This window comes from Maribacter sp. MJ134, assembly GCF_003970695.1.
GTDB lineage: Bacteria > Bacteroidota > Bacteroidia > Flavobacteriales > Flavobacteriaceae > Maribacter.
Map to the genome: position 1 here is coordinate 446,706 of NZ_CP034570.1, position 12,927 is coordinate 459,632.

Sequence of the window (12,927 nt, forward strand, 5' to 3'; positions counted from 1 at the left end):
GGTTCACTAAGTTTCTTCCTATCTTTGTAAAAAGTCCCGAAAATGGAGTTGAAACTCACAAGACCTATTTGTTTTTTTGATTTAGAGACCACAGGAGTAAACGTTGCAAAGGACCGCATCGTTGAGATTTCCATACTTAAGGTTTTTCCTAACGGAAATAAAGAAAGTAAGACTTGGTTGGTTAACCCTGAAATGCACATTCCCGAGGAGGTCGTTGCAGTACATGGTATTTCTAATGAGAAGGTAGCTAATGAACCTACTTTTAAAGAACTATCCAAAGATATTTACGCCATGGTAAAGGATTGCGATTTGGGTGGGTTTAACTCGGACCGTTTTGATATTCCCTTGTTGGCAGAGGAAATGCTCCGAGCCGATATCGATTTTGATATGAAAAATACCGTTTCGGTAGATGTGCAGACAATCTTTCACAAGATGGAAAAGCGAACCTTGGAAGCGGCATACAAATTCTACTGCGATAAGGACCTAACGGATGCGCATAGCGCTGAAGCGGATACCAAAGCTACCTATGAAGTGCTTCTTTCCCAATTGGATAGGTATCCTGAATTGGAAAACAACATCAAAAAACTCTCGGAGTTCTCAAGAAGAAAACAGTCCGTAGATTTTGCGGGTTTTATTGCCTTGGATAAGGATGGAGAAGAGATTTTCTCGTTCGGTAAACATAAAGGCAAAAAAGTACATGATGTCCTGGAAAAGGAACCTGGTTATTTTGGTTGGATTCTTAATGCTGATTTTCCGCTTTACACCAAAAAAATTCTTACCCAAATCAAATTAAGTAAATTCAATAATAAACTGGGCTAGATGAGAGTGCTCTTGCTGTTATTATTATGTTTTAATATTGGTTTTGCTCAAGATGTGCTGTTAGAGGGCCATATTTTAGATGGAAAGAATAATAACCCAATTCCGTACGCCAATCTTAGTTTTCTAAATACACTGAAAGGAACATCTAGCAATGAAAAAGGTCATTTTTACATTGACGTCCCCGAATCCTATGTAGAGAAAAAAGTACATATATCTTCTTTGGGATATAAGGATACTATTCTTCCTGCAAAAATTATTTTGGACAATAAAAAAATACTCCTGCAAGAAGATACTTATGAACTGGACGAGGTAGTTGTTTCTAAGAGTCTTGGAGACGTTATCATCCTGAACCCTGTTAGTTCTTATGATATCAAAAGCGGCTTTTCCTCTTCAGCTACACCTTGGGTCTTGGCTACCTATTTCCCGAATATTGGAGCTGCCAAGAAGTACATAGATAAGATTACCATACACGTGCAAAATGAAACGAGGTTTAAAAGAACCTCTTCAAAATTTAGGCTACGTATCTATGACGTAGATGAAGTGACTAAGAAGCCTAATAGGGATTTGGTGCTTAAAAGTATTATTCTGGAATCAACGGAATCTGAAGATTTCGTGTCAATAGATTTATCCAGTATCGGCATTAAAGTTCCTCAGGATGGCATTTACATAGGGCTAGAGTGGCTTTTTTTACCTTTTAATTGGTATGCCAATACTTTTGAACATCCCATATCAAAAAAGAAAATCACAGAAGACCGTTTTGCACCGACCTTTGCTGCGGTATATCAAAAAAACCAGAACTATAGAACTATGGTGTACGGGTTGGGAGAATGGTCGGACTTTAGTATTAAAGCTCCTGGCAATAACCAAAATCTAATACCTGCGATAACCCTTAAACTTTCAAAAGAAAAATAATCGTCCGTTATGAAGATAATATGTATTGGCCGTAATTACACTGATCATATAGAGGAGTTAAAGAATGAACGACCATCGGAACCAGTGGTCTTTATAAAGCCAGATTCTGCAGTTTTGCCCAAAGAGCAGGATTTTTATATCCCGGAATTCTCGAACGATGTGCATTACGAGGTCGAGGTTTTGGTGAAGATTAAAAAAGTAGGAAAGCATATCGACGAGAAATTTGCGAATACCTACTATGATGAGATAGGTCTGGGAATAGATTTTACGGCGCGCGATTTACAGTCAAAATTAAAGGAGAAGGGACTGCCATGGGAAAAGGCCAAAGGGTTCGATGGGGCTGCCGTAATAGGGAATTGGGTTCCGAAAACCAAATTCAAAGACCTTAACGAGCTCAATTTTAAACTTTTAAAGAATGGGGAGGTAGTGCAGTCCGGAAATACCAATTTAATGCTTTGGAAGATTGATGAAATAATAGCCTATGTTTCTACGTTCTTTATGCTCAAAAAGGGAGATGTTATCTTCACTGGTACACCCGCCGGTGTTGGCAAAGTAAACGCAAATGATTACCTTACGGGTAGTTTGGAAAACGAGGAACTCTTCACAGTAAAAATAAAATAATGATTTATAATTTAGATAAGCTTAATGAAATGGCGGATGGTGACCAGGACTTCATTAATTCGGTCATTTCGGTATTTCTTGAAGAGGTTCCTGTAGATTTGGAAGCTTTGGAAATAGCGTTGAAAGAACGAAATCATGAAAGCGTTTATCAACTGGCACATAAGATAAAGCCAAATGTAGACTTACTGGGTATGGAGCAGACCCGAGCTGCTGCATTGGAGATGGAGACCTTGGGGAAACAAGCAGCAAATATGGAGGATATTGAAAAGCTGTTACCTTCGCTCAAAGCAGATATTCATCAAGTTATCGGTGAGCTTAAAACCGATTTTAACTTGTAATGCTTGCAGAAATTATCACCATTGGGGATGAGATTCTCATTGGTCAAATCGTAGATACCAATTCAGCGTTCATAGCTAAGGAGCTAAACAAAATAGGAATATCCGTATATCAGATTACCTCTGTGCAAGATGATAGGGAGCATATCCTGCAATCACTATCAGATGCCCGTTCCCACGCTGATATCGTTATAGTCACTGGTGGTCTAGGACCCACTAAGGACGATATTACCAAACATACCTTTTGTGAATTTTTTGATGATACCTTGGTAGAAAACGCTGAGGTATTGGCCCATGTAGAAGAACTTTTTGCAAAACACATCAGCACTCCTATTTCAGATTTGAACAGGAAACAAGCCTTAGTCCCCAGCAAGTCGGAAGTGCTTAAAAACAGCTATGGTACAGCACCCGGAATGTGGTTTTATGAAGAAAACACCGCATTTATTTCTATGCCGGGCGTACCTTTTGAGATGAAGAATATCATGAAGGACGCTGTTATCCCTAAATTGGTAAGCTTTTATGAAAGACCTCATATTATTCATAAGACGATAATTACCTATGGCTTGGGAGAAAGTGCCATAGCCCAAAGGATAGAGGAATGGGAAGAGGCATTGCCTAATTTCGTAAAACTAGCGTATTTGCCCAATCTCGGTAAAGTGCGCCTCAGGTTAACGGCAAAAGGAAAAGTCCGTAAAGAATTGCAGGATGCCATAGACGCAGCCTCAAATACATTGTACCCGTTAATTGACGATATTCTTTACGGTACCGAAGATGAGGAAAGTATAGAAGCCTTCGTTGCCAAATTACTAACGTCAAAGAATTTTACACTCGCTACGGCAGAAAGTTTTACAGGAGGTAAAATTGCCGAACATATTACGGCAATCCCCGGTGCGTCAGCCTATTTTAAAGGGAGTATAGTTAGTTATGCCACAGAAGCGAAAATTAATGTGCTCGGGGTATCAAAAGAGGATGTTGCCGCATACTCCGTGGTAAGTGACCAGGTTGCTAAAGCTATGGCCATTGGAGTTAAGGATTTGTTGAAAACAGATTTTGCCATTGCCACAACAGGCAACGCCGGACCCACCAAGGGAGACTCGTCCGCAGCTATAGGTACGGTCTTCATTGCCATCGCATCCCCGAACGGTGTTTTTGCAACGCAGTTCAACATGGGAAACCATAGAGAGCGTATCGTGCAAAAGTCTGTAAATAAGGCCTTTGAGTTGCTTCAAAAAGAAATTTTAAAAATGTGAAGGAGAATGTTGGCTGTGAGATAAAAATGATATAAATTTGCACCCTGTTTAAAAGAAAAATTCGACACGATGTCAAAAGTTTGTGAAATTACGGGAAAAAGAGCGATGTTCGGTAACAACGTATCCTTCTCTATCAATAAGACAAGAAGAAGATTTGACGTAAATCTTTCTAAAAAGAGATTTTACATTCCAGAGGAAGACCGTTGGATAACTTTAAAAGTCTCTGCAAGAGCTTTAAAAAGTATCAACAAGAAAGGAATCTCTGCTGTGTTGAAAGAAGCAAAAGCTAAAGGGTTAGTAAAGTAACCTTTAAATTATAGATTACAATGGCAAAGAAAGGCAACAGAATTCAAGTAATTTTAGAATGTACCGAGCATAAAGAGTCGGGACAACCTGGAACTTCCAGATATATTACTACGAAGAATAAGAAGAATACTCCAGAAAGGATGGAAATTAAAAAATTCAATCCTATCTTGAAGCGAATGACAGTTCATAAAGAAATTAAATAAGAATTCCACTCGGTGGATTTGATATAAATACATTTAGCCATGGCAAAGAAGACGGTAGCAAGTTTACAGACCAGCTCAAAAAGACTAACAAAAGCAATCAAAATGGTAAAGTCACCAAAAACTGGTGCTTACGTTTTTGTAGAATCGGTCATGCCTCCAGAAATGGTAAATGAGTGGATTGCTAAAAAATAAGAAACTTTCTTTTATAAGTTATTGAGCCCCTTTCTGATGAAAGGGGCTTTTTAATTTTTATATTTGACCAACTATTGCTGATACGATGAGTTTATTTAAAAAGATATTTTCAAAAGATAAAAAAGAGACCTTGGATAAGGGTTTGGAAAAGACGAAAACAAGTTTTTTTTCCAAGCTTGGAAAAGCGGTTGCAGGCAAGTCCAAAGTAGATGATGACGTATTGGATAATTTAGAGGAAGTCCTGGTCTCCTCCGATGTTGGTGTAGACACCACGCTAAAGATTATTGAACGCATTGAGGCGCGGGTAGCTAAGGATAAATATATGGGTACGGATGAGCTCAATGATATTTTGCGTGAAGAAATAGCAGGGCTATTATCCGAAACAAATACCGTGGAAGATGCGGGAATCCATATTCCAAAGGATAAAAAACCCTACGTGATTATGGTGGTCGGTGTTAATGGAGTCGGTAAAACCACTACTATAGGTAAATTGGCCCATCAATTTAAAAATCAAGGTTTAAAAGTAGTTCTAGGTGCTGCGGACACATTTAGGGCGGCAGCTATAGACCAACTACAAGTATGGGCAGATAGGGTAGACGTACCCATTGTAAAGCAACAAATGGGAAGCGACCCGGCCTCCGTTGCTTTTGACACCCTTAGCTCTGCCGTTACTCAAGATGCGGACGTGGTTATCATTGATACCGCCGGGAGATTGCACAATAAGGTGAACCTTATGAATGAGCTCACTAAGGTGAAACGAGTAATGCAGAAAGTTGTGGAAAATACGCCCCATGAAGTTTTATTGGTCTTAGATGGGTCAACAGGACAAAATGCATTTGAACAGGCCAAACAGTTTACCAAAGCCACGGAAGTGACTGCCCTGGCCGTTACAAAATTGGACGGTACTGCAAAGGGAGGTGTAGTCATTGGAATTTCCGACCAATTCCAAATTCCCGTGAGGTATATAGGGGTCGGAGAAGGAATTGAAGATCTTCAGGTTTTCAATAAGCATGAATTCGTAGATTCTTTTTTTAATATGAAGCATTGAAAAAAATAGCCTTTTTTATTCTAGTTGTTTGTTTTTATCACGGTTTCTCCCAAATAAACCATCCTAAGGCTAGTCCCTTATCCAAAATAGAGCAGACCGTAGGACTCTCTAAAATCACCATAACGTATTCAAGGCCCGCTGCTCACGGCAGAACTATATTTGGAAATAGGGCAGATGGCCAACCCGCTTTGGTGCCTTATGGCCGTATTTGGCGAGTGGGCGCCAACGAATCGACCAAAATAACCTTCGATTCAGATGTGAATATTCTAGGGAATTCCCTTTCAAAAGGCACGTATGCCCTTTATGCATTTCCTGAGGCGAACGAGTGGCAGCTTGTTTTTCATAACAATACAACGCATTGGGGAGACGGTAGAACAGCCTACAATCCTGAGGAAGATGCCCTTAGGGTCATAGTACACCCCAAACAAACCTTGAATTATCAAGAGAATTTTTTGATATACTTTGATGACATTACACACCATACGGCTACACTAAACCTACTTTGGGCCGGCACCGAAGTAAGTCTGCCAATGACCTTCAATACCCAAGGGTTGATGGAAGCGCAGATAGAGGATAAATTGAAAGGCAGTCCAACCGCACAGACCTATTATGAAATTGCCAGGTATTATCAAGAGCAGGATAGCAACCTACCACAAGCATTAACGTATTTGAACAAGGCAATTGAACTTGGTGGGGATACCTACTATTTTCATAGGGTCAAATCTTTGGTTCAAGCAAAATTGGGAGATTACAAGGGGGCCATACAATCAGCCGAAAAATCGCTCGAAATTGCTAAAAGTTTAGGAAAAGACGAGTTCGTTCGTATGAACCGGAAGAATAGTATTGATTGGAACGAAAAACTAAAACAAAAAAACTGATAGCATGAAAAAGGCATTGCTAGTACTTCTTGTTGGACTACTATTTTCTTGTAAGGATAGCGCTAAGGTTGATGAGAAGCAACAACGTATTTGGGAACCCTATAACGATTCTCTTGAGGTCGCGTCCAATGCAGATCACGAAAAGGGAAGAATGCGTTATAAATTGATTCAGTCCAAAGTTTTGGATAAAAATGATGTGTTTCTTCCGTTGTATGATGAAGTTTCCAAAATGACCGAGAAGGAGTATGAATTCCTGAAGCCCTTGATATTGGAGCAAAATATTTTTTCGATTCGGAAAAGTATAGAAGGTGATCTCCTCACCTACGAAAAGTTGGTATTATTTTATTTATATCGCATCTACAAGTACGAGTTGGATAATACTACGACCTTGAATACGGTCATTGCGCTCAACAAAGATGTAATAAAGCAAGCACGAGCATTGGACGAAATGATGGCAAAAGGTACCGCTCCCGGTGCGCGGCACCCCATCTACGGTATGCCCATTTTGTTGAAGGACAATATAAATACGGCAGGTATGCGAACCACTGCTGGGGCTATTGCTTTGATGGATAATGAAACGGAAGATGCTTTCATCGTACAGCAATTAAAAAAGAACGGCGCGTTGATTTTGGGAAAGGTAAACCTAAGTGAGTGGGCCTATTTTTTGTGTTCCGGTTGTCCGGTAGGGTATAGTGCGGTCGGGGGTCAAACGTTAAACCCCTATGGAAGGCGCATCTTTGAAACAGGCGGTTCCAGTTCCGGAAGTGGTACGGCGATAGCTGCGAATTATGCAGTAGCTGCGGTGGGAACAGAGACCTCGGGCTCGATATTATCTCCAAGTAGTCAGAATTCCGTAGTAGGGCTAAAACCGACTATAGGACTGTTAAGCAGAACGGGTATTGTCCCTATCTCCAGCACCTTGGATACTCCCGGTCCCATGACTAAGAATACCATAGACAATGGTATATTGTTGGACGCCATGACCGGTTTTGACGAGGGCGACCCAAAATCTACTAAAGAGGAATATCCGGGAATTATTTCTGCAGGGCTACATCCTACCGCTTTTAAGAATATGCGCTTGGGTGCTTTTTCTTCCCTAATGGAAAGTGATTCTATGTACAGTGCCACCATTGAAAAATTAAGAACTTTAGGAGCAACGGTCATTGCGTTTACTCCGCCGGAGGTTAACATGGATGGCTTTTTAAGTATTCTGAATTTGGATATGAAGAACGATTTGCCTGCCTATTTAGCAAAACACACAAATTCCGAACACGTACAGATTGCATCCATTGCCGATGCCGTTGCCTTTAATAAGGAAGATACCTTGACTAGAATACCTTACGGACAGGCTTTGTTCGAAGGAATTTTGACCGATTCTACCACCGCACAGGGTTTAACCGACATAAAAAAAAGATTGGAAAATTCTGGACGCACTTTTTTTGATACTGCCCTTGAACAACACAATCTGGATGCTATTCTGTCCATAAATAACTATCACGCGGGCTATGCGGCCGTGGCAAAATATCCTGCGCTAACAGTTCCTATGGGATACAAAAACTCCGGTGAGCCCATAAGCTTAACATTTATAGGAAAGCCTTATAAGGAAGCAGCCTTATTGCGATTGGGCGCTGCCTACGAAAAAGAATTCCCTAATAGGAAAATGCCGGAAGGCTATGAATAATAGTTGTTAAAAGAAAATAGTAGCTTACAAGTGGGATAGCATCAATGATGCTATCTAGTCGTTAGCAATAATTATGAAAAGAATTTTAGCATTTACATTGATTGCTGTCGTTGTTTCATGTAAACAGGACAAAGCAAAGTTTGAAAAAATCGATTTTGAAACAGAATACCTGTTTGATTCAGAAATCGAAACCAAAATCTTATCAGATACAATTGAAAATTCAAAATTTGGGAGCAGTTTTAAGTATCAAATCGGAGCGGCTGATTATGCTACAAAAGGGAATTACAAAAAAGCTTTGGCTACTTGGGATTTGGCTATGGGTACTTCTGAAAAAAATTACACCCAATCTCAAATTGATTCAATAAATGGAATTTACAAAAAAGTAAACGCTAACGATTATATTATTGAAGAAGCTAAACAAAATCAAGTTCTGATAATAAATGAAGCACACCATAGTTCTAGACATCGTGTTTTTACAAAGTCATTGCTTCAAAGACTCTACGACAATGGTTATAAAAACATTGGATTTGAAGCCTTAACAAATGGTGAAGACCAAGACTCCTCATTAAATTCCAGAAAATATCCTATCCAAAAAACAGGATATTATATTAAAGACCCACAATTTGGTGATTTGGTACGAACCGCATTGGAAATTGGTTATCATGTCTTTTCATATGAACAAACTTCGGACGTAAATGGGAAAGAAAGAGAAATTGAACAAGCAAGAAATATCCAAAACGTAATGGAACAAAAACCAAATGAAAAGTTCCTAATACATTGCGGATTTGGTCATGCTCTTGAGGGTAACTATTCAGCTTGGGGTAAGGCTATGGCAGGTAGGCTAGCCGAATTCACAGAAATTGACCCTTTAACCATCTATCAAGCTTACTATTCGGAAAAAAGCAAACCTGAATTCAATCATCCTCTATTAAAAGCACTTGGTTTAACAGAATCGACAGTTCTAATAGATGCGAACGATAAACCCATGAAATACGAAAACGCAGAAAGCTTTTCCGACATTGCAGTTTTACACCCGAATACTATTTACGAAAATGGCAGACCGAATTGGTTATTTGATAACGGAAATAAACCAACTCAAATAAGTTTAAAAGAAATAGATATTTCATTTCCAATTATGGTATTGGTTTACAAAAAAGGAGAAGATATTCTAACAGCTGTACCAATGGACATAGTAGAAGTTGAAAACAAAACTAATTTAGCCCTTCTTGCTTTAAGAAAAGGAGAATATGAGGTTGTTGTGAAAAATCTAGATGGAGATGCGCGGAAATTTCAACTGTACGTAGAATAACTATTGCTAACAATGGTGACCGTTGCACAAGCTTAAATTCTAAATGAAACAGCTCCGTTTAAGCCTTTTTAAGGGGCTTTTTTCATGTCGGCTCAGAAACGGAAGTCCAAATTCCGATGCGTCATGGAAGCTTGAAACAGGTTTTGGAGCACACTTTTGGCCAATGCCTTCAAAGCAAGCCGTCCCGCCCCGCTTTTTACCCGTTTTCGTTCGAATTTCAGGTACTTCTTCAAATTGTAGGCGATGGCCGAAAGGTGCATCACCTTGTTGGCCTGTGCAAGGCCGATGGTATTTACCTTCCTCAGCCCCATGAACTGTGTGAGCGTGCCGAACACGGGCTCGACCGTACTTTGCCGCTTGCCCTTCATGTACCTCCCCTGTGGACTGTTGACCCTTTCGTTATTACGTTCGTACTCTTCACGGTAATAGGTCACCGAGAACTTCTTCTCCTGTGCACTCTTTCCCAGACACGTGCTACGTATAGGACAATCGGTACAGACATGCTTCCTTGCCCTGTATTCCTTCTTTTTCGTTCCCGTACGGTAGTCCTTGAAAACCTTGGTGAAAGGGATCACCTTTCCTTGTGGACACAGATAACGGTCATGTTCCCCGATGTACTCGAACCCATCGGGACCGCCCTTGTAGGTGCCGTGGGGCGGAATGAAACTCTTCAGTCCCATGGTCTCCAGAAAAGCATAGTTCTCACCGCTACTATAACCCGTATCGGCCACACAGTTCTCGAACACCAAACCCTGTTGCCATAACCTTCTTTGTAAGCGGGGTACGATATCCTGTAGCTGTTGATTGTCCTTTCCGTCGGCATGGTACGCCCTGATGTCGGTGATCACGTGGTGCGCCGTGTCCACGCTCAATTGGGAGAGGTAGTTCAGCTTGCGCGCCTTCCCGGGCTTTACGCTTATCCTGGCATCGGGATCCGTGGGACTGTAATGCGTCTTGTTGCTCGTGTATTTCGACCCCTTGTTCCCGGCACCGGGACGTTGGTCCTGGTCTTTTGCCCATCTCTTGTTACGGCCCTTTATCGCGTCAAGTTCCCTCTTGCTCGCAGTAATACCCCGTTGACCTTCATCCGATTTATCGTTCTTGGATTTACGGTGGGGTCCTTCTCTGTCCATTGAACTGATCGCACGTATCTTTTTCAGATGCTCCTCCAAATCCTCTTCGGGCACCTTCAGCTCCAAGGTATCCATACTTGCGTTCGCCTTGACAGGGGCCGAATCGATCGCCTGCGTATGGCCGCTCACCATACCCCTCTCCACGCACATGGACAGAATATTGGTGAACGCCTCCTCGAAAACGGACTCCGGGAACAGTTGACGGGTCCTGCTTATGGTGCTGTGCCAGGGCAGCTCCTCATCGATGTCATAGCCAATGAAAAATAGGATGTCCAAGCGCATAGAACAATGGTCGATAAGCTTGCGGTCGCTGATGATGTTCTCCAGATAGCCCACCAAACACAGCTTGAAGAAAACCACCGGGTCGATGCTCTTCTGGCCGCTCTCCCCATAATATCCCTTGGTCAACCGATAGAGGAAATCCAGATCGATTGTACCTCTTAAGCGTCTATAAAAATTGTCCTTTGGTATACGTTCGCTGAGCTGGAAGCTCGCGAACAGCTTTTCCTGGTAGTCCTTCTTTCCCTGCATACCTAAAGTTACGATCCATCTCACGATCGGCAATGATTACGACCCGTTTTTTTCCTAACTTGTGCAACAGGCACAATGGCTAAACGTAATGCGGGCTTTGGGGCTAAATCTAAAGGTCTGTGTATATTTATGAAGTCGCTAAATCTTATGGATTTAGCTTTGGACAAGAAAAAATAAAACTAAACAATAAGCTTTAGCTACGTCGGCAGACGGACACGAAAAGTTTCCTTGCCTCCGCACTACGCTTAGCCGAACCGATAGCACTAACTTAAAAAAATGGAAAATATAATAACAAATACCCCTTTTTCGGTTTATGAGGCTCGAATTAAGTTATTGGTTTTACACTATTCTTTGGCATTTGAAGACTTTGCAAGCAGTTCTTTAAGAATAATTCTAAATTTAGATGAAGAGAATGAGTCTCTTGGAAATACAAGTAAGGCACTATCAATGAATCAAAAGGTTCAATTAATGTTGGACTCAAAACTCTTTGACAAAAATGATAGAGAAAATATAATAACCTTCATGTCAATTAGAAATCAATTTATGCATAATTCTTCAGCTAAATCATTTGAAAGCTGCTTATCATTTTTGACAGGTAAGGCGAACTATATTACAAAAGCATACAATACTAGCAAAAAAGCAGATGAAAAAGCTTGTGGAGAAAAAGCTGCAAAGCTTAAAAAAGATGAAGAAATTAATGATAAGGAATTGCTTTTGTATGATGTAAGCGATACCGAAAAATTATTATTTAAAAGCTGGATTTTTTTAGCGAGTACTGTTATAAAAAGTTTTGAAAAAGTGCTAAAAATAATTTCAGAAGAAAGAAAACTGATAAAACTCGATGGAAACAAATCAATCTATTTAAACTTTCCTAAGTCAGATTCAATACAAAACGTGAACAAAAACTAGTGCTAACAAAACCTATAAACAATACGGGCTTAGGGCTTTACCAAAGGTTTGTGTATTTTTATGAAGTCCGCAAAAATCTTTTGCCCCGAAGCGTCGGGATTGCTCTCGAAAGGAAAAAATAAAACTAAATAATAAGCTTTAGCTACGTCGGCAGACGGAAACGAAATGTCTCCTTGTCTCCGCACCACGCTTAGCCGAATGGTTAGGTACAATTGGAAAAGAATAAAACATGGCAAATAAAACAGGAAACTATTGTGCATTTTACGTGACACACATTGGGTCAGACTCAAACCTAGCAGCTCATGGTGTAAAGGACTTTGTTTATTACAATATGCTCAGAGCATGGAAAGGAAAAGATTCGACATTTCCTTTTATTGACTCGCACAACAAGAATTATAATGTTAGGGATAGCAGTGATTGGGAAAAAACACTTAAACCTAGACTCAGAGATAGAATCAATAAGTCTAAGAACTTAATTTTCTTTTTGAGTAAAGACACAAAAAATTCAAGAGCAGTAAGAGAAGAAATTAATCACGCTATAAATGTTAATGGGTTACCTGTGATTGTGGTCTACACAGACTACAAAGAAAAAAGTGATATAATCAATTGTACGTCCATAACACTCAAAAAAAAGATAACCGATATGTGGGGGCAGCTTCCAATGTTCAAGAACTCTAAAGACGCAGTTCCAGTTTTACATATTCCGTACAAAAAAGAATTAATCCGAGCTGCTTTAAGCGACCCAGATTTTCGCTATTCGACGAAGACTAAACCAAGCGACTATTTTTTTCCATGTTAGA

General features: G+C 40.3%; 15 protein-coding genes. 14 read left to right on the top strand and 1 reads right to left on the bottom strand.

Going from position 1 to position 12,927, the window contains the following annotated elements:
- Positions 1 to 42 precede the first annotated feature (42 nt).
- The 12 genes from EJ994_RS01855 to EJ994_RS01910 all read left to right on the top strand — a co-directional run bounded on the left by EJ994_RS01855 (position 43) and on the right by EJ994_RS01910 (position 9,554).
- Positions 43 to 819, top strand: coding sequence for a 3'-5' exonuclease (locus tag EJ994_RS01855; RefSeq protein ID WP_126590947.1), 777 nt, complete (start codon positions 43 to 45; stop codon positions 817 to 819).
- On the top strand, positions 820 to 1,731 hold the full coding sequence (locus tag EJ994_RS01860; protein ID WP_126590948.1) for a carboxypeptidase-like regulatory domain-containing protein: 912 nt from the start codon (positions 820 to 822) through the stop codon (positions 1,729 to 1,731).
- Positions 1,732 to 1,740: 9 nt separating this feature from the next.
- Positions 1,741 to 2,352 (top strand): fumarylacetoacetate hydrolase family protein, encoded by a 612-nt coding sequence (locus EJ994_RS01865; RefSeq protein WP_126590949.1) that lies wholly within the window; start codon positions 1,741 to 1,743, stop codon positions 2,350 to 2,352.
- Positions 2,352 to 2,690, top strand: a complete 339-nt coding sequence (locus EJ994_RS01870) for an Hpt domain-containing protein (protein WP_126590950.1) — start codon at positions 2,352 to 2,354, stop codon at positions 2,688 to 2,690. Before EJ994_RS01865 ends, EJ994_RS01870 begins: the two co-directional genes overlap by 1 nt.
- A complete protein-coding gene (locus EJ994_RS01875; RefSeq protein WP_126590951.1) occupies positions 2,690 to 3,937 on the top strand; it encodes a competence/damage-inducible protein A in 1,248 nt (415 codons plus the stop codon). The genes EJ994_RS01870 and EJ994_RS01875 overlap by 1 nt, the downstream gene beginning before the upstream one ends.
- A 69-nt stretch (positions 3,938 to 4,006) precedes the next feature.
- Positions 4,007 to 4,243 carry a 50S ribosomal protein L28 gene (gene rpmB / locus EJ994_RS01880; RefSeq protein ID WP_099574371.1) on the top strand — a complete coding sequence of 79 codons (237 nt, stop codon included), beginning with the start codon at positions 4,007 to 4,009 and terminating at the stop codon, positions 4,241 to 4,243.
- Positions 4,244 to 4,263: 20 nt separating this feature from the next.
- The gene (gene rpmG / locus EJ994_RS01885; RefSeq protein ID WP_099574372.1) at positions 4,264 to 4,446 is read left to right on the top strand and encodes a 50S ribosomal protein L33; all 183 of its coding nucleotides are present in this window, start codon (positions 4,264 to 4,266) and stop codon (positions 4,444 to 4,446) included.
- Between the two features lie 39 nt (positions 4,447 to 4,485).
- Positions 4,486 to 4,638 carry a DUF4295 domain-containing protein gene (locus EJ994_RS01890; protein WP_099574373.1) on the top strand — a complete coding sequence of 51 codons (153 nt, stop codon included), beginning with the start codon at positions 4,486 to 4,488 and terminating at the stop codon, positions 4,636 to 4,638.
- 85 nt (positions 4,639 to 4,723) lie between these two features.
- Complete coding sequence (gene ftsY / locus EJ994_RS01895; protein ID WP_126590952.1) at positions 4,724 to 5,686, top strand: signal recognition particle-docking protein FtsY; 963 nt, start codon at positions 4,724 to 4,726, stop codon at positions 5,684 to 5,686.
- Positions 5,683 to 6,564, top strand: coding sequence for a DUF2911 domain-containing protein (locus EJ994_RS01900; protein ID WP_126590953.1), 882 nt, complete (start codon positions 5,683 to 5,685; stop codon positions 6,562 to 6,564). Before ftsY ends, EJ994_RS01900 begins: the two co-directional genes overlap by 4 nt.
- A gap of 4 nt (positions 6,565 to 6,568) precedes the next feature.
- The gene (locus EJ994_RS01905) at positions 6,569 to 8,245 is read left to right on the top strand and encodes an amidase family protein (protein WP_126590954.1); all 1,677 of its coding nucleotides are present in this window, start codon (positions 6,569 to 6,571) and stop codon (positions 8,243 to 8,245) included.
- A gap of 73 nt (positions 8,246 to 8,318) precedes the next feature.
- A complete protein-coding gene (locus EJ994_RS01910) occupies positions 8,319 to 9,554 on the top strand; it encodes a hypothetical protein (RefSeq protein WP_126590955.1) in 1,236 nt (411 codons plus the stop codon).
- 92 nt (positions 9,555 to 9,646) lie between these two features.
- Here the strand turns inward: EJ994_RS01910 and EJ994_RS01915 are convergent, their stop codons facing one another.
- Positions 9,647 to 11,218 carry an IS1182 family transposase gene (locus tag EJ994_RS01915; protein ID WP_126590956.1) on the bottom strand — a complete coding sequence of 524 codons (1,572 nt, stop codon included), beginning with the start codon at positions 11,216 to 11,218 and terminating at the stop codon, positions 9,647 to 9,649.
- Between the two features lie 276 nt (positions 11,219 to 11,494).
- Between EJ994_RS01915 and EJ994_RS01920 the strand changes: the two genes are divergently transcribed.
- Together EJ994_RS01920 and EJ994_RS01925 are read left to right on the top strand one after the other, a co-directional pair.
- Positions 11,495 to 12,127 carry a hypothetical protein gene (locus EJ994_RS01920; protein WP_126590957.1) on the top strand — a complete coding sequence of 211 codons (633 nt, stop codon included), beginning with the start codon at positions 11,495 to 11,497 and terminating at the stop codon, positions 12,125 to 12,127.
- Positions 12,128 to 12,356: 229 nt separating this feature from the next.
- Positions 12,357 to 12,926, top strand: a complete 570-nt coding sequence (locus EJ994_RS01925; RefSeq protein ID WP_126590958.1) for a TIR domain-containing protein — start codon at positions 12,357 to 12,359, stop codon at positions 12,924 to 12,926.
- Position 12,927 lies beyond the last annotated feature (1 nt).

Excerpts from the sequence above, each read along its gene's own strand:
- EJ994_RS01855 (WP_126590947.1), top strand. The coding sequence starts at position 43 with ATGGAGTTGAAACTCACAAGACCTATTTGTTTTTTTGATTTAGAGACC.
- EJ994_RS01860 (WP_126590948.1), top strand. The coding sequence starts at position 820 with ATGAGAGTGCTCTTGCTGTTATTATTATGTTTTAATATTGGTTTTGCT.
- EJ994_RS01865 (WP_126590949.1), top strand. The coding sequence starts at position 1,741 with ATGAAGATAATATGTATTGGCCGTAATTACACTGATCATATAGAGGAG.
- EJ994_RS01870 (WP_126590950.1), top strand. The coding sequence starts at position 2,352 with ATGATTTATAATTTAGATAAGCTTAATGAAATGGCGGATGGTGACCAG.
- EJ994_RS01875 (WP_126590951.1), top strand. The coding sequence starts at position 2,690 with ATGCTTGCAGAAATTATCACCATTGGGGATGAGATTCTCATTGGTCAA.
- rpmB (WP_099574371.1), top strand. The coding sequence starts at position 4,007 with ATGTCAAAAGTTTGTGAAATTACGGGAAAAAGAGCGATGTTCGGTAAC.
- rpmG (WP_099574372.1), top strand. The coding sequence starts at position 4,264 with ATGGCAAAGAAAGGCAACAGAATTCAAGTAATTTTAGAATGTACCGAG.
- EJ994_RS01890 (WP_099574373.1), top strand. The coding sequence starts at position 4,486 with ATGGCAAAGAAGACGGTAGCAAGTTTACAGACCAGCTCAAAAAGACTA.
- ftsY (WP_126590952.1), top strand. The coding sequence starts at position 4,724 with ATGAGTTTATTTAAAAAGATATTTTCAAAAGATAAAAAAGAGACCTTG.
- EJ994_RS01905 (WP_126590954.1), top strand. The coding sequence starts at position 6,569 with ATGAAAAAGGCATTGCTAGTACTTCTTGTTGGACTACTATTTTCTTGT.
- EJ994_RS01910 (WP_126590955.1), top strand. The coding sequence starts at position 8,319 with ATGAAAAGAATTTTAGCATTTACATTGATTGCTGTCGTTGTTTCATGT.
- EJ994_RS01915 (WP_126590956.1), bottom strand. The coding sequence starts at position 11,218 with ATGCAGGGAAAGAAGGACTACCAGGAAAAGCTGTTCGCGAGCTTCCAG.
- EJ994_RS01920 (WP_126590957.1), top strand. The coding sequence starts at position 11,495 with ATGGAAAATATAATAACAAATACCCCTTTTTCGGTTTATGAGGCTCGA.
- EJ994_RS01925 (WP_126590958.1), top strand. The coding sequence starts at position 12,357 with ATGGCAAATAAAACAGGAAACTATTGTGCATTTTACGTGACACACATT.